The sequence below is a fragment of the Anaeromassilibacillus sp. An200 genome (genome assembly GCF_002160025.1).
Classification (GTDB): Bacteria; Bacillota; Clostridia; order Oscillospirales; family Acutalibacteraceae; genus Caccousia; species Caccousia stercoris.
Genome location: NZ_NFJU01000012.1, coordinates 75,156 through 92,449 on the forward strand (window position 1 = coordinate 75,156; position 17,294 = coordinate 92,449).

Sequence of the window (17,294 nt, forward strand, 5' to 3'; positions counted from 1 at the left end):
TTTATCCTCTTTCTTGACACTCCAAAAAAGACTTCTTACAATAAAGGAAAAAGGGACTGGAGGCGGAGCGGATGCATGAGGAAGCGTTTGACAGAAAACTGGCGGAAGAATGTGCGCGGGCCTTTTCCCTCTCCACCGGGCTGGGCTGCACCCTTTCGGACAAGGAAGGCAATACCTTCGCGGACTTCGGCTACAGCTGCGAGAAGTGCCGCCTTTGCGAGGTGATGGGCGGCACCCGCACAGGCTGTATCCGGGCACATATCTACGGTATGACGGAAGCCGCGCGGTTTGGGGGAAAATATATCTACTTCTGTCCCAGAGGGCTGACCTGCTTTGTCTCCCCCATTCTGAGCGAATACGGCGCGGAGGCAAAAATCACCGTGGGCCCGTTTATCATGGTGGAGCGGCAGGATTTCATCGACTGTGAGCTGATCGAAAACGCCTGCCTTACGGGGGAACCGCTGGAAGCCGCCATGCGCGTTGTGGAGGATGTGCCGCTTGCCGCTCCGGAACGCGTCAATCAGCTTTCCACGCTGCTTTTCATGGCCGTGGGCTTTCTCAACAACGTCTCCGCCGAAAACCGTCTCCTGCAAAGCCGCCGTTCCGACGCGATCCAGGGCCAGATTACGGCCTACATCCAGACACTCAAGCAGGAGGGAGACACCCGCGACTATCCCTTTGAGCTGGAACGCAGGCTTCTGCAAAGCATCACCCGTCAGGAAAGGGAGGAATCCCAGCGATTGCTCAACGAGCTTCTGGGAGCCATCCTCTTTGCGGGCGGAGCCGACATTGAGCTGGTCAAGGCCCGCGTGTATGAGCTTCTGGTCCTCATCTCCCGCACAGCCATCAACAGCGGCGCCGACCCGCAGCGGACTCTCCGGCTGAACCAGGAGGCTCTCAGCGGCATGATTCATTTCCATTCCATCGACAGCCTCTGTCTCTGGCTTTCCGGTGCGCTCAGCGGCTTCATGAACGAGCTGTTCACCTTCTCCGACGCCAAGCACGCCAATGTGATCCACCGCTGCATCCAGTATATCGGGGAACATTACAGCGAACCCATCACACTTCGTCAGGCGGCGGAGCATGTTTACCTCACACCGCCGTACCTTTGCCGGATTTTCAAAAAGGAAACGGGCATCACCTTCAACGAATATCTGAACCGCATCCGCATCAACAAAGCAAAGGAGCTTCTGGCCAACCGGAAGCTGCGCCTGACGGACATTTCCCTTCTGGTCGGCTTTGAGGATCAGAGCTATTTCACCAAGGTGTTCAAACGCATCACCGGGATGCTGCCGAGCGTCTGGCGGGAAAAGAAACTGGAGGAAGAAACGCTGCTCAATCTGTCCTGAGCGTCCGACTTTTTCACACAGGCAAAAACACGCAAAAAAAGCCGCCGCGGAACACAGACCGGCTGTGTCCCGCGGCGGTTTATTATATGGATTCTCGCTTAGTTCAGGATGGTTTTTTCCGTCTCTTTGTCGAACAGGTGCATCTTGTTCAGGTCGAACGCAATCTTAATCTTATCGTTCGCCTTCGCGGTGGAGGTAGGCTCAACACGCGCGGTGATGGAGTTGCCCTCGCAGTTGAGGTACAGATATGTTTCAGCGCCCATCAGCTCGGTCACTTCCACGTCGGCCTCAACGATGCCGTCGCTGACCTTCGCGAGGAAATCAGGCTCGTCATGCACGTCCTCAGGACGGATACCGAACACAACTTCCTTGCCCACATAAGCGCCCAGATCCACGTCCTTGTACTTCGCGGCCGGAATCTTGATGCTGTACTGACCGAAGGTCAGAGCATAGTCGGCGCCGTTCTTGGCGATGGAAGCGTTGATGAAGTTCATTTGCGGAGAGCCCATGAATCCGGCCACGAACTCATTGCAGGGATAATCATACAGGTTTTGAGGCGTGTCGACCTGCTGAATGAAGCCGTCCTTCATAACCACGATGCGATCGCCCATGGTCATAGCCTCGGTCTGGTCATGCGTAACGTAAATGAACGTGGTGCCCAGTCTCTTATGCAGCTTGGAGATCTCGGTTCTCATCTGAGCACGCAGCTTCGCGTCCAGGTTGGAGAGCGGCTCGTCAAGCAGGAAGACCTTCGGGTCACGGACGATAGCACGGCCCAGCGCAACACGCTGTCTCTGGCCGCCGGACAGAGCCTTCGGCTTTCTGTCGAGCAGGTGGGAAATATCAAGAATGCGGGCAGCCTCTTCCACGCGGCGCTTGATCTCATCCTTCGGGGTCTTGCGCAGCTTCAGGCCGAACGCCATGTTGTCAAACACGGTCATATGCGGATACAGAGCGTAGTTCTGGAACACCATGGCGATGTCGCGGTCCTTCGGGGCGACGTCGTTTGCCAGGGTTTCGCCGATGTACAGCTCGCCTTTGCTGATCTCTTCCAGGCCGGCGATCATTCTCAGGGTGGTGGACTTACCGCATCCAGAAGGTCCAACGAGGATGATAAACTCCTTGTCGGCAATCTCCAGGTTGAAGTCCGTAACCGCGGTTACGCCGCCGTCGTAAATTTTGTAGACGTTTTTCAAAGATACGCTTGCCATAATAATCCTCCTGAATCAAAGCGTTATATCGCAGCCCCCAATTGGACCGCCCGAACTGTAATTATCATACCAGAATCGGGGAGAATTGAACAGGCTTTTTTTACCCAAACTTTACGGAAAATCATTATGAGAATCTGACAAATCCCAAATCTGCTTTTTCAAATTAGTAAAATATGCTTATGATTGTTTCATTCGAAAATCTTCGTAAGCTCTTCCTCGCTCAAAAGCCGCGTCTGCCCCAGCTCAAGCGCCGGATCCAGTTTCAAATTTCCGATCGCAAGCCGTTTCAGATAGACCACTTCCTTGCCTACCGCATGAAACATTCGTTTAATCTGATGAAATTTTCCTTCCCGAATACGCACCTGCACTTCACACGGATCGTCTCCCAAAATCAGCTCCGCGGGCAGGCATTCGAGCTCCCCGGCATGCAGTCCCTGTGCGAAAAGCGCCGCGTCCTCCCGTGTCGCCGGCTTGTCCAGCCGCGCCTGATAAAGCTTATAGACATGGCTTTTCGGCGCGAGCATCCGGTGGGCCAGATCGCCGTCGTCCGTCAGAATCAGCAGGCCCTCCGTGTCCTTGTCCAGCCGTCCCGCCGGGAACAGCCCCCGCCGGTACAGCTCCGGCTCAAGCAGATCCACCACGGTTTCCGCTTTCGGATCGCGCGAGGCGGAGAGCACGCCGCCCGGCTTGTTCATCATCAGCACCACATGACGCCGCAGCGTCACCGGCTCACCCAGCACCCGGATCTCATCCTTCTCAGGGTCGATCTTTTCGTCTGCTTTTTTCACGGGACTTCCGTTCACGGTCACGCCGCCTTTTCGGATCAGCGCCCCAACCTCCTTCCGGCTCCCAAAATTGTGCAGAGCCAGAATTTTGTCAATCCTCTCCATGATTTCCCCCTTTTCCGGCTTTTTTGAAAAAAAGCCGGGCAAAAAACTTTCATGCCTCCTCCGGCTTTTTTGAAAAAAGCTGGGCAAAAAACTTTCATGCGCTCCTCCAGCTTTTTTGAAAAAAAGCTGGGCAAAAAACTTTCATGCGCTCCGCGTTTTCAGTGGCAGCTTCTGCTATTGGGAAAACCGCGCGCCCTCGGAATCACGCTCCCCGGAAGCACGGGCTTTGTGAAACCGGCTTTCCTTTAATCGATCGGCCAGGCGTCATCCGGGATGGGCTCCGCGGCGGCTTCCGCGGCGGAAACCGCGCTCTCCGTCCCGGAGGACACTGCGGAGGCGGCAGGCTCAGACGTGACGGCAGGCTCAGACGAAACCGTTTCACTGGTGGACACGGAGGACGCTGTCTCCGGTATTTCGGAGGAAACCGACCACGGCAGCTCCGCTCCCTCGCCGTTGAATGCGCAGAGGAAGCCGTCCAGCTCCGTGCTGCTCAGATCGCCGCCGATAATTTTCCCGTCAAACACCAGAAGGGAAGCGTGCACCGTTCCCTGCGCCGGATAATTGGTGACGTTATAAATCCATTGGCGGCAGGTCTTTCCTGCGTATGGTTCCAAATCCATGCCCTGCGCCTTTTGCACCTCGTTGTATTTTAGGTAAACGTCGTCGAACACGTCGGGAATCGTAATCTCACGCACCTCCACGGCCTCTGTGTCCGCTTCCCAGCCATACCCCTGAAGAAAAGCAAGCCGCTGTTCGTTTGTCTCTCCTGCGGGCAGAGACTGCGCCGCCTGTGCGCCGCCCAAAAGCTTTCCCGCGGCAAGCGCCGCCGTCAGGATTACCAGAACCGCCGCCAGCACCAGAATCATCCGTTTTTTCCCCGTCTTGACTGAGACCACGAACATGGAACCACTCCCCCTCATCTCGTTACTGCATACATATGAGGAGAGAACGAGGAATATGCGCAAAGCCGCCCGGGCACAAAAAAGGCGGCCTTTTCCCGCACAGGCTTTTCATACCCGCACAGCAAAGGCCGCCGTGATCGGCTTACCGTTTTGGCCCGTTTGCCCTTCAGCGCGGCCGCAGAGATCGGAAAAATTCCCGCAGGAGGGCGGCACATTCCTCTCCCAGCACGCCGGACGTAACCGCCGGATGATGGTTATACGGCAGGGAAAAGAGGTTGACGAGCGACCCGCACGATCCTGCCTTCGGATCCGACGCTCCATAGACCACGCGAGGAATCCGGGCATTAATGGCCGCTCCCGCGCACATGGGGCACGGCTCCAGCGTGACATACAGCACACATTGCCACAACCGCCAGCCGCCCAGCGTGCGGCAGGCATCCTCGATGGCTTCCAGCTCCGCGTGTGCGAGCGCGGTTTTGTCCCTCTCTCGCCGGTTTCGTCCCCGCCCGACGATTTCACCCGCACGCACCACCACGGCGCCCACCGGGACTTCTCCTTCTGCTGCCGCCTCGCGGGCCAGCGCCATTGCTTCACGCATAAAGCGCTCGTCGGCGGCGGGGGAAGGTTCCGGCAGAGTGAAGGCTTTCCAGGCTTCGTTTCCGCTCATGACGAAATCAGATACAGAACACAGCTGAATGCCGTGTAGCACAAAAACAGGATAATACCCGGATTGCCAAAGAAACCGGATGCTTTCATCGAGTTCGGCAGAAGGGTGCGCGGCGGGCTCAGACGGAAAAATGTCCCGCGCGAGTGAATCAGAAGATACGCCAGCCCCACCGCGCCGAGCACCCAAAGCACCGGCGGGAAGATCGTGGAATACAGATCCGCCGCCTGCGTCCCGGCTGTCGCGCTCACAATCAGATAGAGGGAGGACAGGAAATTGTTCAGGAAATGAACGACAATCGTGATCCACAGATTCCCTGTGCGAACCACAAGGATAGCAAACAGCAGGCCGAGCGGGAACGCGAAGATGATCTGCGAAAGATTGCCGTGCATGAGGGCAAACAGCAAAGAGGAGGTGAGAATCGCAAAGCCCGTGCCGAAGCGCATGAGCGCGCGGAGAATGACGCCCCGATACAGGAATTCCTCCACCAGTGCGGGAACCACACAGCTCGCCAAGACAAGGAACACGCTCGTCAGGGCCGAACCGTCCACCCCATACTCCGGCACAGCTCCGCTCAGTCCCGCGGAGTCGAGCAGCATCGCGACAATATTGGCTGGATAATTGGCCAGGTTACAGGCAGCTGCTCCAAACAGCACGGCGGCGATCGCCGTGAGCACCCCCGTTTTCTGCATGGGCAGGGCCGCATCCAGAGGCATATTCAGCGCCTTGGTAAGCAGAAGCGCCGACAGCGCAAAGCTGATCGTGTAGGCGAAGGTAACTTCCATAAAATAGGCCGCGCTGTTTTCCGCGGTTGGCAGAAGCAGAAAGCAGCCCGTAAACAGCACATTCAGCAGAAGCAGGGAAGCCAGCACAGCCCAGCCCGTCCACGAGCTGCGGCGGCGCAGGATGCGCTGCTCCGCGGTCTGCGCCCGGAACAGCTCCTCCCGATAGGGATCGGGCCGCCACGCGGGCGCGCCCGGCGCTCCTGGATTGCCGGGGAAATTAGGGGCGGGAGAACCGCCCGGTTGATAGGGATATGGATACATGTGGGGAAATCCCCCTTTCCTTGGTTACTATAGAACAATACGGGATCCTGTTTAAACTGCCCCACACCGCTGGCTGATATTTCCAACGCGCGGGCCGCTGCGTGCAGGCTCAGCGTGTTTGCGTTCATTATAACACAAAGCGCAAAATGCGTAAACAACGCGCGCGAAGAATTCACAGACCGGTAAAATTTGTCGGAACCAAAACCCGCACTCCGCTGAAAATCGCAGCCAACCTTCCGTGCCGCTCCATGGCCGGGCCGCGGGCCGCACAGAAAGACCCCTCTGCGACGTGAGATCGCAGAGGGGTCGATGTGCTTTACCATGGTTCACCGCCGGAGGCGGTGTGCGCGATTTGCGTCAAGGCTCAGCCTTGGGCGGTGTGCGCGATTTGCGTCAAGGCTCAGCCTTGACCATAGTAGGCGTTGGGGCCATGCTTGCGCAGGAAATGTTTGTCCTGGATGCGCTGGGGAGCAGGGGCGGCGTTCGGATCGATTTGAAGGGTCAGGAGCGCCATCTTTGCGACTTCCTCCAGAACGACGGCATGGTACACCGCCTGCGCGGCATCCTTGCCCCAGGTGAACGGGCCGTGGCTCGAGCAAACCACACCGGGAACATGCATGGGCTGGATGTTCCGGCCATGGAACGCTTCGATAATCACCTTGCCTGTGTTCTTCTCATAGTCCTCGTCGATTTCCTCCTGCGTCAACGCGCGTGCGCAGGGAACGGGGCCGTAAAAATAATCGGCGTGCGTCGTGCCGAAGCACGGGATATCGCGTCCCGCCTGCGCCCATGCCACCGCATGGGTGCTGTGCGTGTGGACGATGCCTCCCAGCTCCGGGAACGCCTTGTAAAGCTCAATGTGCGTCTTGGTGTCGGAGGAGGGATTCAGCTTTCCCTCTACCTTGTTGCCGTTCAGATCGAGCACCACCAGATCCTCCGGGCGCAGCTCGTCGTATTCCACGCCGGACGGTTTGATGACAAACAGGCCGCTCTCACGGTCAATGCCCGAAACGTTACCCCAGGTGTAGGTGACAAGCCCTCGGCGGGGCAGCTCCATATTGGCTTCATAAACCTGCTGTTTCAGTTGTTCCAGCATGAGGGAACCTCCTTCTTACTTCAGCTTCCACGCGAGGTCGGCGAGGAACAGATCATGCTCCAGGCTCTCGACGGTTGTATCCTTCGTGATGTGGACAAACTCAATGTCCATCATCGTCGCCCAATCCTTCATCTGCTCGGCGGTCACGTCATAGCTGAGCACCGTATGGTGTGCGCCGCCGGCGGTGATCCAGCACTCCACACCCGTGGTGAGGTTCGGCATAGCCTTCCACATCACGCGCGCAACCGGCAGGTTCGGCATGGGCATGATCGGCTTGACGCACTCGATGTCCTGGCAGATCAGGCGCAGGCGGCCGCCCATGTCCACCAGGCTGACGACGATCGCCTTGCCCTCGTGGCCCTCGAACACGAGACGGGCCGGATCCTCACGGTCGCCGATGCCGAGCGGATGTACCTCGATGCGGGGCTTCTCCGCCGCGACGGACGGGCAGACCTCCAGCATATGGGCGCCCAGGCTGTACTCGTTGCCCTTCTCCAGATGGTAGGTGTAGTCCTCCATGAAGGCGGTGCCGCCCGTCTGGCCCTCGCTCATGGCCTTGAGGATGCTCGTCATGGCCGCGACCTTCCAGTCGCCTTCGCCGCCATAGCCGTAGCCCTGCGCCATCAGGTGCTGACTGGCCAGGCCGGGCAGCTGACGCATGCCGTACAGATCCTGGAAGGTGTTCGAAAAGGCCTTGCAGCCCTCGGCGTCGAACATCTTCTTCATCGCGATCTCCTCGCGGGCCTGATAGCGGATGGACTCAATGTTGTCCGTGGCAATCTCATAGGAAGCGCGGTATTCATCCATCAGCGCGTCGATCTCCGCGTCCGTGACCTCGTTCATCGTCTCAACCAGCTTGCCCACCGGCCAGGTGTTCACCTGCCAGCCGAGCTTCGCCTGCACTTCCACCTTGTCGCCCTCCGTGACGGCAACCTCCCGCATGTTGTCGCCGAAGCGCATCACCTTCAGGCTCTTGCTGAACGCCACGCCGACAGCGGCGCGCATCCAGGAGCCAAGGCGCTCCTGCACATCCTCATCCTGCCAGTAACCGGCAATGACCTTGCGCGGCATGCGCAGGCGGGCCGCAATGAACCCGTGCTCGCGGTCGCCGTGCGCCGCCTGGTTCAGGTTCATGAAATCCATGTCGATCTCCTCGTTGGGGATCTCGCGGTTATACTGCGTCGCAAAATGGCAGTAGGGCTTCTGCAAATCCACAAAGCCGTTGATCCACATTTTGGAGGGGCTGAACGTATGGCACCAGGTAATAATGCCCGCGCAGGAGGGATCGTAGTTGGCCTCGCGCACCACGTCGGCAATCTCCTTGTTGGTCTTGGCTGTTACTTTATAAACCAGCTTGCAGGGCAGCTTGCCGGAAGCGTTGAGCTTCTCTGTCATCTCGGCGGCGCGCTGCGCCACGGTTTCAAGGACCTGGGGCCCATATAGGAACTGGCTGCCAACGACAAACCAGAACTGGTAATCCTTCATCATGGAAATTGTCTCCTTTTCGGTTGTTATTCTTTTATTGATGCAATGGCTGGGCTGCACGCAAGCTTCGTGCCCGCAAAAATTCGCTGCGCTCTTTTTGCCGCACCGGCATAGCTTCGCGCTTATTTCTTTTGGGGGGCTCTGCCCCTCCACCCCGCCGCCTTTTGAAAAAGGCGGGCGAAAACTTCATCCGGCTACGCCGCGTCAACGCACGGGCATGTGTGCAGGCTTAGCCTACCTGTTGTTTACTCCATCGGCAGGGCTTCGACCGCGGCCTTCTCTGCCGTCAGGCCGCTGCGATAGTCCGCAATGAACTTCGCAAAGCCCGCGACATCCGCCGCGACCGGCTGTTCCACCGTCTTTTTCGCGCCCGCGAAAACCTTGTTTTCCAGATACGCTTCGAGCGTCTCGCCCTCTTCCCTGTTCACACGGTAGGCCGCAAGCACCGCCATGCCCCAGGGGCCGCCCTCGCCCGCCGTCTCCATCACGGCAACCGGCACATTCAGCGCGCCTGCCAGCAGTCTCTGGCCGACAACCGGCGTCTTGAACAATCCGCCGTGGCCGAGCAGCGTGTCGACCTTGACATCTTCTTTCTCAAACAGAATATCCATACCAATCTTGAGCGTTGCCATCGCGGAGTAGAGCTGCACGCGCGCAAAGTTTGCAAGTGTGAGTTTTGCGTCGGGACAGCGCATAAACAGCGGACGGCCGCCATCCACGCCCGTGACCGGTTCGCCGGAGTAATAGTTATAGTTGACAAGGCCGCCGCAGTCCGGATCGCCCGCGAGCGCCTTTTCATAGAAGAGATCGTACAGCTGGGGCTTTTTCAGGGAAGCACCAGCCGCCTCGGCCATCTCGCCGAGCAGACGTACCCATGCGTCGAGATCGGAGGTGCAGGTGTTGCAGTGCACCATGGCTACCGGCTTGCCGGACGGTGTTGTCACCATATCGATTTCCGGGTACAGCGTCGAGAGAGCACGCTCCAAAACGATCATGGCAAACACACTCGTGCCGGCGGACACGTTGCCGGTGCGCTCCGCCACACTGTTCGTCGCGGCCATGCCCGTTCCGGCGTCGCCCTCCGGCGGAGCCATCGGAACGCCCGGCTGCAATTGGCCGGTGGGGTCGAGCAGCTTCGCGCCCTCGGGAGTCAGAACGCCTGCGTCCTCGCCGGCGGAGAGAACCTCCGGCAGCAGCTCCGCAAGCGGCTTGGCCAGCGTACCCGACGCAACGATCGCGTCGAACTTCGCGAGCATATCGGCGTCATAAGTGCCGGTCTCGCTGTCGATCGGGAACATGCCGGACGCTTCGCCCACACCCATGACTCTGCGGCCTGTCAGCTTCCAGTGCAGATAGCCCGCAAGTGTGGTGAGATAATCAATTTTTGCTGTGTGCGTTTCACCGTTCAGAATCGCCTGATACAGGTGCGCCACGCTCCAGCGCTGCGGAATATTAAAGGAAAACAGCTCGCTCAGCGCCGCCGCGGCCTGCTCTGTCGTGGTGTTGCGCCAAGTGCGGAAACCCGCAAGCTGGTTGCCCTCAGCGTCAAACGGCAGATAGCCGTGCATCATCGCCGAGAAGCCGAGCGCACCGATCGTCGTCACCGTTTCGCCGTATTTCTCCTTGACCTCAGCCGCCATCTTGGCGTAAGCGTCCTGCACGCCCGCCCATGCGTCATCCAGATGATACGTCCAGTAGCCGTCCTCAAACCGGTTTTCCCAGTCGTGCGCACCACTGGCCAACACAGAGTGGTCGGGGCCGATCAGAACAGCCTTGATGCGTGTGGAGCCCAGCTCGATGCCGAGCGCCGTCTTATTCCATTGAATCATAAAGAGATCACCGCCTTATCAGATTTACGCGGCGCCGTCCTTGCGGGAAGGACGGCCACAGCGTATAATAGATGAAATGAATGAAAAGGAAGGAGGGGTGGCTTTTGCTCGCTGTGTTTGAAACGACGGAGCTTCAAGTGCTGCTGCGCGATTTTTATGAATTGACCGGGATCCGCACGGTTGTCTTTGACGCGTGGGGCGAAGACATTTTATCCTATCCCCAGGAACGCCCGGAATTCTGCCGCCTGATCCGCAGTACGCCCGCGGGCAGCGAAGCCTGCCGCTCCTGTGACCGCAACGCCTGCCGCATGGCCTGCCGCCAGATGGAGGCGATTGTCTACCCATGCCATGCCGGGCTGATCGAGGTGATCGCGCCGATCCGCGCCGGGGGCGCGACCGTGGGATACCTGCTGCTGAGCCATATTGTCCAGGGAGCGGACGAGGAAGCGGAGTGGGAGCAGGTAAAAAAGTGCTGCGCGCCGTATGGAATTCCCGAAACGCTTCTGCACAGCGCCTACACTGGACTCACGCGCACTCCCTACCGTATTCTGCAATCCGCCGCCGATCTGCTGATGCTGGCGGCGAACGCCATGTATCAGGCCCGGCTCGCGCGTCTGGCCCCGGACAGCATCCAGGCCCGCCTGAGCCGCTTTCTGGAGCAGCATCTGCACGAAGATCTTTCCGGGGAACGGATCTGCCGGGAATTCGGGATCAGCCGCACCTCGCTGTACCATCTCTCCAAGGAGATGTTCGGCTGCGGGATTTCCGACTATATCTCACGCCTGCGAATCCAGACGGCCGCGTCCCTTCTGACTTCCGGCAGCCTGACAAACGCCGAAATCTGCCGCCGTGTCGGTATCCGGGACTATAACTACTTTTTCCGCCTGTTCCGCCGCCAGATGGGGATGACACCCCGCGAATACCGCCGCAAATACGCTTCGGACGCGAGATCCCTCCCGGGCGCTTCAGACGATTCCACTGCCGTGGAGGAAATGAAATCCTCCCATGCTCCAGTATAGATCATTTCGAGTGGAAAAAGATAGTGTGTTCTGTTCGAAATACTGGATTTTTGTTCAACTCTCTCCACTGAGACAATCCGATTTTTTGCCTGTATGGTATGTGTCGGGTCCGCTGTTCTGAACTCTCAATTTTGGAAAATCCCGCCGCACACAAATCCTGTCCCTGTTTTTTCAGGAAATATAGCAAAACAGCGGTGAACTGACCATTTTGTCAGATCACCGCTGTTTTGCTGTATGGAATGTATTATTGCTGATATTTCTTCATTTTTCCGCCCAGTTTTTCTCTACACCGATATAGCAGATCCCCTGCAAAATCGGAAGCGCACACAGATAAGCCAAAGCGCGGCGGCTGCCGTAGTTGCTGTATTCGCCGCTGCTGTTTCCAATCGCAATGAACGCGCTTGCAAAAAATGCAATGCCCACAACAAAAGCCAGAATGCTCCACACAATCAAGCCCTTGTCCTTCTTTCTCAGCACGATTCCCACAATTCCGGAGACAACTGCCCCAACGCTGGTCAGGAATTCGAGTCCCTTCGGGCGCGCCAAAAACGGAGCTCTCATGTGATATGTACCCCCTTTACTGGACACCCAGTAGAGGGGGTATTATTATGCGGTACACATATGAGTACAAAAGGAAATGTGTAGAACTGTATCGAGAAGGAAAATGGCCAGAAACGCCGGAAGGTGTTAGCGATAAATCCTTTCGGGATAAAGTGAGACTATGGGTAAGAGCAGAGGATAGCCGCGGTCCAGAAGCACTGAAACACAAAAATTTCAACAGGAACTGGACACCAGAAGAACGGCTGGAACTAGTATCCCAAGTAATGTCCGGAAAATCCTGTGTGTCAGTGGCAATCGAGGCCGGTATTCAAGATAGACTATTGTATCAATGGGTTCAAAACTATAAAACAAATGTCATACATTTGTTTTACGGAAGAAGGTGCACCCAATGAACTTTGGAGAAAGAATACGAGCCATAAGAACCGGGGCAGGAATTACGCAGGCTGATTTTGCAAAATTGTGTGGGATCTCTTTGGCGTCTTTGAAAAACTATGAAACAGGAAAAACAGAAACTCCGATGAAAACATGGAGAATGATTTCCCGGATTTTTGGAGTGTCTTTATCTATGCTGATTGAGTCAAACACAGCGGAGGAGGAATCGGCGCACTTACAGACTCTTTACCAACTCGGCCATCTTGCAAGACAAAAAACCGGTGGATATTTTTCAGTTCAAGCAGAAGCAGCGGCGATTTTGGAGAACTGGGAAAGTATCACTTTTACGCCGATCGACTATGAGATAATAGAGGAGGTGCACAAGCTAAACGCGAAAGGGCAAAAAATAGCTCTCGAACGAATTCAAGAGCTGGCCGAAATTGAAAGATATGTAAAATAAAAAATCCACCCATCCTGCGCCAACAGGAGGGGCGGATTTTTTAATAGTCTTTCATTTCGTATTTGTCATTTTCCGAATTGCAAAAATTAGAATCCTGCGAGCATGTATCTGCATAACGGCAGCCAAAGCACCATCCGCACGACGCGCGAACATCCTGCACAAATGGGTGATTCTTTGCGTCTGACAGAAGAAGCGGAGCTTTCTGCGAGAAGTGAGATTCGCACCAATCCACATGACAATAGGCCTTCAGCGCGTTTTTCGCCGCGGATGCAATCGCGTCGTGAATTTCCGCCACGTTGGCAAGCGGGATCTTTTCCAGCAAGCTTTCCTCCGACGTGTCAAACTCTAACGTGATACTATACGTAGGCATGACGACCCTCTCCCCTTTCCTTCGCCAAAACCGCCGCAGCGCCTCCCACAATAATGTTGCAGCCGCATGCGGATGAAATCGCCCGTAAAATCTCGATTTTCAGATTTTCCGCATTTAGGGTTTCTAAGTCTTCCGAAGTCTCAAAATCCACCTCAAAATGGTATCGGTGCTTTTCTTCCATCCATCTATTCTCCCTTTATCTGTACTCCATTGGAACGTTGTTTTCAGCGCAGTATAGGAGCATTTCTTTCCACCGCTCGCACACATCCACATACTGATTTTGATATCGACAGACAGCATCAAGATGGTACGGCTTTAACGCCTCGTATATCCTCCGGCATTCTTCGGGAGATATATCCCCTCGATCATCCGGATGCTGTATCAAGATATCCAGAGCGTCATTGCATCGCACATTCCAGAAATCTGCCTCTGCGCTTGTCATGGGGCGATTATAGATATCCTCAAAGATTTTCCGGCACTCAGGCCCGTATGCTGTTTCAATCAGATTTTGGATGAACTGCGAGTACCGGGTGTACATGATTTCAAACCGAGGTTTCCCATCGATAAACACTGTCAATCCCATTTTCCAAGTCCTCCAATAAAGCAAAGTCAACCCAAAGCAGAAAATTTTCGCTGCTCCAGTGCCGTGTAGGGCCGGGGCAACATTTTATTTATTACGCTTCTGCCTGTGAAAAATCAGAGAGAAACAACTCACTGTGGCGAATAAAAATATATACATAATAAGCGATAAAAACCAAGTATAAGAGAAACGCCATAATGGTTGCCGCCATAACTATCCCGCTGCCAAAGCTGATTCCTGCATTGACGGCACCTGCAACAAAGCCGCCAACTCCGCCCATCTCTCCGCCCACATCGGAAACCGCTCCGGTTAATGCGGAGGTAAGGCCGGACATGGATGAGATTACGGAGACGAAATCCCACGTTCTGGACACAAAAAACACCCCGAGGGAAACAAGCCCGCTAATCCATGCGGCTTTATCCCAAAAGCGCCCAAATACCGCGGCTGAAAAAGCGGACACGGCCAGAGCCAGTGAAGAGATAAACCCTACTGCATCACCGTTCCAGTTTTGTACCGCGTCTATAACGCCCCACAAAGAAAGCAAAAACACAACAGGGGCCCAAAAGCTGAAAAACGCCCGTATCCCCGGAACCTTTCGGCCATATGCCTCTTCTCGCGCTTCGCGCATTTGCTTGAACGTCATACGGATCCACTCCCTTTATTTACTGGGGTATAACAATATGGTCAATCCAGACACTTCTAAAGAAGTTCCTTCATCCAGCAACAGATTATTAAACTCTGTGATGCAAAAATCGTCTTCCGTGTCTCCCATTATTGCGTTAATTCCTCTTTCGCTGTTATCCGAAATAACATTCCCATATCCTTCTCGAACAAAAACGTCATACGCACCCGGATCAAAATCTTGACCAGAAACATAAATGCCAGGTTTTAAAATAACCTTGTTTTGAGCCGGATTGTCTCTTTTATAAACATTTGTCATATCGGCTGCATCTGTTTCTATTCTAACTGTGATATCCAGAACCGATAAAATATACCCTACTTCAAGATCCGCATTATTATATTCTTCAATGTACATAGGGTCATCATTTACACCCATAATTTCATTTACCCCGGCTTCAGAGCAAATAAGGTTTCCATTTCCTTTTGTTGCTGAAATTTTATATACTCCGGCAGGAATATCCATTCCGACAATATAGTGCCCGCTTTTCAAAGTCGCTTGATAAGGTTCAAAAACTGTTGATTCAATTATGGGCTCTGAGTAAGCTATTTCAGTTTCATCTTGACTGGACGCGCTACATCCTGTTAAAAACAAACAAGCAATTAGAATATAACATAACAGAGCTTTCATAATTTTAACCTCACATGTGTACTATAATCAGGACTTTTACTCGCTTTTCATAGAGAAAAATCCCATGAAATCTTGGAAGATTTGCCGCTTGTTTTAGTCGAACATTCGTTCTATAATTTATTCACAGGAAACATAAAGAACGCGCAGAAAGAAGAGTGTAAAGGATGCAAAAAGAAGAAATCATTGAGTCCATCGTGCGGCTGTTCAAAGCGGCAAACGAAAGAACATTGAGGTGTATCTATCAGTTTGTGCTACATATTGTATAACGCACCGCCCGGCGGCTCCGTTTATTCGGAGCCGTCTTTTTTTATGCCCTCAACAGCTTCGACAGCCAGCTTTTCAAGCACCTTCCACTCGTCCAGCGTGAGCCGGGACATTGCAGCGATCAGTCTGTGCCGGAAGTCCGGCTCATCCTTCAGAAGATCCCCAAAGAAAGCGGCCAGTTCTTCGCTCTCTGTTTTCTCGACGAACATTTCACCTTCCCCGGTGCGAATCCAGTTTTCAGAGGCGTTAAATTCCCGACAAATTAAATCAACAAAAAGAGGCTTCGGCTCGACTTTGTTCAATTCAATATTAGTGATAGCTCCTCGAGTTACACCTAATCTTTTGCCAAATTCGTCCTGAGAAAGATTTAATGCTTGTCTCAGTTTTTTTATACGCTCATTCACCGTGTCACCTCCAATCTTGATCATATTATATGCTTGTTTCCGTGTATTGTCAATGTTGAGCAATCAACGGGGATGACAAACAATAATAACCAACACTTTGATCCAATACTGAGAATTTAGAAATACGCTTTCTGAGGGTTTTTGACAGCTTTTCTCGCTGAACGGTGATGTATTTATTGGCCAAACAGAAATACCCAACTATTTCCGGATTCCCTTTGTAAGACGCAAAAACCAGATGTGTTTGCGAAAGTCCTTGCTTAGAAAATTCAATTGCTTTTTGTTTAAGAAAAATTTCTACATCCTTATTGAGCGGACATGAAAAATTGGAGAGCAGCTCTTTCACAGGCTCCTCCCCAATTTCTTCTATCAATATTTTCAAATTGACAATTTTAAATCCCGTCATTGTGCTCTCCAAACATCTTCTTTATTTCTTCTCTGGAAGCGTCTGAATAGGATCTGGTCATAGACACTCTCTTCTTTGCTTTACCATTGGCGTTTTCGAGAGCGTTGACAAGGGCTAAAGCGGATTTTTGATTTTTAATGTGGATAGTTTTCAAAATACTCTTTGTCGCCATTACTAATCGCTCCCTCCTATACATTCAGTATATTCAGTTTTATTTGAAAAATCAATAGAAGGGGTTGAAAAATAATTTTAAAAATTTGGAAACTTGTGTATCCAGTCCGTATTCTCGCAACATATTGCGCTTAAAAACCGCTCTGGTGCTGGAACACCAGAGCGGCGAAAATAGAACAAGCTTACCTGAAAGGTATAGCCTGACCATCCAATCAGATTATACCACGTCTTGGGTAGGCTTTTCAAGCTATACCTTGGAGGTGGTATTTTTGTTGTGTGTAAGATGCAAAGAGCCGCTGCCGGCGGGTGCTCTATACTGTCCGGCGTGTGGGAAGAAGCAGGCTCAAACGACCGGCACAAACAAGGCCCGGAAGCGCGCAAACGGGATGGGGACGGCGTACCGGCTGAAAGGCAAGCGAAAAAGGCCGTGGGTGGCCGCAAGAAAAGGCGTTATCGTCGGATACTACGAAACGAAAACGGCGGCTATAGAAGCGCTGGCGGGCATACAGGGCGAGAGATTGCCGGACTGGTATAACATCACTTTGGAGGAAGTATATGAGCGCTGGAAGGCTCAGGCGTGGCCGGAGCTGTCCGAAAAGTCGCAGGCTATGTATAGCGGGGCTTGGAAAAAGCTTTCTCCGCTTGCGGCCCGGAAGATGCGGGAGATTCGAACGGCGGACTATCAAGAGATCATCGACCAGCTTGACGGGAAATCCCGAAGCCTGAAAAATCAAGTGCGCGTGCTGTGTTCTCAGCTTTGCAAATGGGCGCAGGCAAATGATATCATCCCCCGAAACTATGCGGAAGGGCTGAACGTCGGGAAGTCAACCACGAAAGAAAAGCAAATTTTCACGGCGGAGGAAAGGAAGATCATAGAGACTGCGGCCAAAACTGATCCGGTGGCCCGCA

The 17,294-nt window shown here is 54.1% G+C and carries 21 protein-coding genes; 5 read left to right on the forward strand and 16 right to left on the reverse strand.

The genetic code is table 11. The annotated features are described in order from the left end of the window. The first annotated feature begins 71 nt into the window (after positions 1-71). On the forward strand, positions 72-1,349 hold the full coding sequence (locus B5F35_RS07825; RefSeq protein ID WP_087239724.1) for a helix-turn-helix domain-containing protein: 1,278 nt from the start codon (positions 72-74) through the stop codon (positions 1,347-1,349). 98 nt (positions 1,350-1,447) lie between these two features. Here the strand turns inward: B5F35_RS07825 and B5F35_RS07830 are convergent, their stop codons facing one another. The 8 genes from B5F35_RS07830 to B5F35_RS07870 all read right to left on the reverse strand — a co-directional run bounded on the left by B5F35_RS07830 (position 1,448) and on the right by B5F35_RS07870 (position 10,472). Beyond that, positions 1,448-2,560 carry an ABC transporter ATP-binding protein gene (locus B5F35_RS07830; RefSeq protein WP_087239726.1) on the reverse strand — a complete coding sequence of 371 codons (1,113 nt, stop codon included), beginning with the start codon at positions 2,558-2,560 and terminating at the stop codon, positions 1,448-1,450. Between the two features lie 188 nt (positions 2,561-2,748). Beyond that, a complete protein-coding gene (locus B5F35_RS07835; RefSeq protein WP_087239779.1) occupies positions 2,749-3,450 on the reverse strand; it encodes a pseudouridine synthase in 702 nt (233 codons plus the stop codon). A gap of 245 nt (positions 3,451-3,695) precedes the next feature. Further along, entirely contained in the window at positions 3,696-4,352 is a 657-nt protein-coding gene (locus B5F35_RS07845; protein ID WP_162611370.1) for a DUF4830 domain-containing protein, read from the reverse strand. A 166-nt stretch (positions 4,353-4,518) separates the two neighbouring features. Beyond that, the gene (gene tadA / locus B5F35_RS07850) at positions 4,519-5,019 is read right to left on the reverse strand and encodes a tRNA adenosine(34) deaminase TadA (protein WP_087239732.1); all 501 of its coding nucleotides are present in this window, start codon (positions 5,017-5,019) and stop codon (positions 4,519-4,521) included. Then, positions 5,016-6,062 carry a CPBP family intramembrane glutamic endopeptidase gene (locus B5F35_RS07855; protein ID WP_087239734.1) on the reverse strand — a complete coding sequence of 349 codons (1,047 nt, stop codon included), beginning with the start codon at positions 6,060-6,062 and terminating at the stop codon, positions 5,016-5,018. The genes tadA and B5F35_RS07855 overlap by 4 nt, the downstream gene beginning before the upstream one ends. 400 nt (positions 6,063-6,462) lie before the next feature. After that, positions 6,463-7,158: an L-ribulose-5-phosphate 4-epimerase gene (locus tag B5F35_RS07860; RefSeq protein WP_087239736.1), complete on the reverse strand. Its 696-nt coding sequence runs from the start codon at positions 7,156-7,158 to the stop codon at positions 6,463-6,465. Positions 7,159-7,173: 15 nt separating this feature from the next. Next, positions 7,174-8,643, reverse strand: a complete 1,470-nt coding sequence (gene araA, locus B5F35_RS07865) for an L-arabinose isomerase (protein WP_087239780.1) — start codon at positions 8,641-8,643, stop codon at positions 7,174-7,176. 245 nt (positions 8,644-8,888) lie between these two features. After that, entirely contained in the window at positions 8,889-10,472 is a 1,584-nt protein-coding gene (locus B5F35_RS07870) for a xylulokinase (RefSeq protein WP_087239738.1), read from the reverse strand. Positions 10,473-10,585: 113 nt separating this feature from the next. Here B5F35_RS07870 and B5F35_RS07875 point away from each other — a divergent pair, with 113 nt between their 5' ends. Beyond that, entirely contained in the window at positions 10,586-11,491 is a 906-nt protein-coding gene (locus B5F35_RS07875) for a PocR ligand-binding domain-containing protein (protein ID WP_242969440.1), read from the forward strand. 261 nt (positions 11,492-11,752) lie between these two features. Here the strand turns inward: B5F35_RS07875 and B5F35_RS07880 are convergent, their stop codons facing one another. Further along, positions 11,753-12,052, reverse strand: coding sequence for a hypothetical protein (locus B5F35_RS07880; RefSeq protein WP_087239742.1), 300 nt, complete (start codon positions 12,050-12,052; stop codon positions 11,753-11,755). A 47-nt stretch (positions 12,053-12,099) separates the two neighbouring features. Between B5F35_RS07880 and B5F35_RS19435 the strand changes: the two genes are divergently transcribed. Together B5F35_RS19435 and B5F35_RS07890 are read left to right on the forward strand one after the other, a co-directional pair. Continuing rightward, positions 12,100-12,444 (forward strand): transposase, encoded by a 345-nt coding sequence (locus B5F35_RS19435; protein ID WP_140401177.1) that lies wholly within the window; start codon positions 12,100-12,102, stop codon positions 12,442-12,444. Next, positions 12,441-12,884, forward strand: a complete 444-nt coding sequence (locus tag B5F35_RS07890) for a helix-turn-helix domain-containing protein (RefSeq protein WP_087239744.1) — start codon at positions 12,441-12,443, stop codon at positions 12,882-12,884. Before B5F35_RS19435 ends, B5F35_RS07890 begins: the two co-directional genes overlap by 4 nt. Before the next feature lie 40 nt (positions 12,885-12,924). Here B5F35_RS07890 and B5F35_RS07895 read toward each other — a convergent pair whose 3' ends face one another. The 7 genes from B5F35_RS07895 to B5F35_RS07930 all read right to left on the reverse strand — a co-directional run bounded on the left by B5F35_RS07895 (position 12,925) and on the right by B5F35_RS07930 (position 16,386). Further along, the gene (locus B5F35_RS07895; RefSeq protein ID WP_140401178.1) at positions 12,925-13,254 is read right to left on the reverse strand and encodes a hypothetical protein; all 330 of its coding nucleotides are present in this window, start codon (positions 13,252-13,254) and stop codon (positions 12,925-12,927) included. Then, positions 13,241-13,435 carry a hypothetical protein gene (locus B5F35_RS07900; protein WP_087239748.1) on the reverse strand — a complete coding sequence of 65 codons (195 nt, stop codon included), beginning with the start codon at positions 13,433-13,435 and terminating at the stop codon, positions 13,241-13,243. Before B5F35_RS07900 ends, B5F35_RS07895 begins: the two co-directional genes overlap by 14 nt. Positions 13,436-13,928: 493 nt before the next feature. Next, entirely contained in the window at positions 13,929-14,477 is a 549-nt protein-coding gene (locus B5F35_RS07910; RefSeq protein ID WP_087239752.1) for a hypothetical protein, read from the reverse strand. Between the two features lie 15 nt (positions 14,478-14,492). After that, positions 14,493-15,143, reverse strand: coding sequence for a putative periplasmic lipoprotein (locus tag B5F35_RS07915; protein WP_087239754.1), 651 nt, complete (start codon positions 15,141-15,143; stop codon positions 14,493-14,495). A 287-nt stretch (positions 15,144-15,430) separates the two neighbouring features. Next, positions 15,431-15,811: a helix-turn-helix transcriptional regulator gene (locus tag B5F35_RS07920; protein ID WP_162611372.1), complete on the reverse strand. Its 381-nt coding sequence runs from the start codon at positions 15,809-15,811 to the stop codon at positions 15,431-15,433. Positions 15,812-15,860: 49 nt separating this feature from the next. After that, positions 15,861-16,214 carry a hypothetical protein gene (locus B5F35_RS07925; RefSeq protein WP_087239758.1) on the reverse strand — a complete coding sequence of 118 codons (354 nt, stop codon included), beginning with the start codon at positions 16,212-16,214 and terminating at the stop codon, positions 15,861-15,863. Beyond that, complete coding sequence (locus tag B5F35_RS07930) at positions 16,201-16,386, reverse strand: hypothetical protein (RefSeq protein ID WP_087239760.1); 186 nt, start codon at positions 16,384-16,386, stop codon at positions 16,201-16,203. Before B5F35_RS07930 ends, B5F35_RS07925 begins: the two co-directional genes overlap by 14 nt. Before the next feature lie 268 nt (positions 16,387-16,654). Between B5F35_RS07930 and B5F35_RS07935 the strand changes: the two genes are divergently transcribed. Beyond that, positions 16,655-17,294: zinc ribbon domain-containing protein (locus B5F35_RS07935; protein ID WP_140401179.1), on the forward strand; the 640-nt coding region annotated here is incomplete at its 3' end.

Bases quoted from the DNA above. Each gene is read 5' to 3' on its own strand.
- B5F35_RS07825 (WP_087239724.1), top strand. From the start codon at position 72: ATGCATGAGGAAGCGTTTGACAGAAAACTGGCGGAAGAATGTGCGCGG.
- B5F35_RS07830 (WP_087239726.1), bottom strand. From the start codon at position 2,560: ATGGCAAGCGTATCTTTGAAAAACGTCTACAAAATTTACGACGGCGGC.
- B5F35_RS07835 (WP_087239779.1), bottom strand. From the start codon at position 3,450: ATGGAGAGGATTGACAAAATTCTGGCTCTGCACAATTTTGGGAGCCGG.
- B5F35_RS07845 (WP_162611370.1), bottom strand. From the start codon at position 4,352: ATGTTCGTGGTCTCAGTCAAGACGGGGAAAAAACGGATGATTCTGGTG.
- tadA (WP_087239732.1), bottom strand. From the start codon at position 5,019: ATGAGCGGAAACGAAGCCTGGAAAGCCTTCACTCTGCCGGAACCTTCC.
- B5F35_RS07855 (WP_087239734.1), bottom strand. From the start codon at position 6,062: ATGTATCCATATCCCTATCAACCGGGCGGTTCTCCCGCCCCTAATTTC.
- B5F35_RS07860 (WP_087239736.1), bottom strand. From the start codon at position 7,158: ATGCTGGAACAACTGAAACAGCAGGTTTATGAAGCCAATATGGAGCTG.
- araA (WP_087239780.1), bottom strand. From the start codon at position 8,643: ATGAAGGATTACCAGTTCTGGTTTGTCGTTGGCAGCCAGTTCCTATAT.
- B5F35_RS07870 (WP_087239738.1), bottom strand. From the start codon at position 10,472: ATGATTCAATGGAATAAGACGGCGCTCGGCATCGAGCTGGGCTCCACA.
- B5F35_RS07880 (WP_087239742.1), bottom strand. From the start codon at position 12,052: ATGAGAGCTCCGTTTTTGGCGCGCCCGAAGGGACTCGAATTCCTGACC.
- B5F35_RS19435 (WP_140401177.1), top strand. From the start codon at position 12,100: ATGCGGTACACATATGAGTACAAAAGGAAATGTGTAGAACTGTATCGA.
- B5F35_RS07890 (WP_087239744.1), top strand. From the start codon at position 12,441: ATGAACTTTGGAGAAAGAATACGAGCCATAAGAACCGGGGCAGGAATT.
- B5F35_RS07895 (WP_140401178.1), bottom strand. From the start codon at position 13,254: ATGCCTACGTATAGTATCACGTTAGAGTTTGACACGTCGGAGGAAAGC.
- B5F35_RS07900 (WP_087239748.1), bottom strand. From the start codon at position 13,435: ATGGAAGAAAAGCACCGATACCATTTTGAGGTGGATTTTGAGACTTCG.
- B5F35_RS07910 (WP_087239752.1), bottom strand. From the start codon at position 14,477: ATGACGTTCAAGCAAATGCGCGAAGCGCGAGAAGAGGCATATGGCCGA.
- B5F35_RS07915 (WP_087239754.1), bottom strand. From the start codon at position 15,143: ATGAAAGCTCTGTTATGTTATATTCTAATTGCTTGTTTGTTTTTAACA.
- B5F35_RS07925 (WP_087239758.1), bottom strand. From the start codon at position 16,214: ATGACGGGATTTAAAATTGTCAATTTGAAAATATTGATAGAAGAAATT.
- B5F35_RS07930 (WP_087239760.1), bottom strand. From the start codon at position 16,386: ATGGCGACAAAGAGTATTTTGAAAACTATCCACATTAAAAATCAAAAA.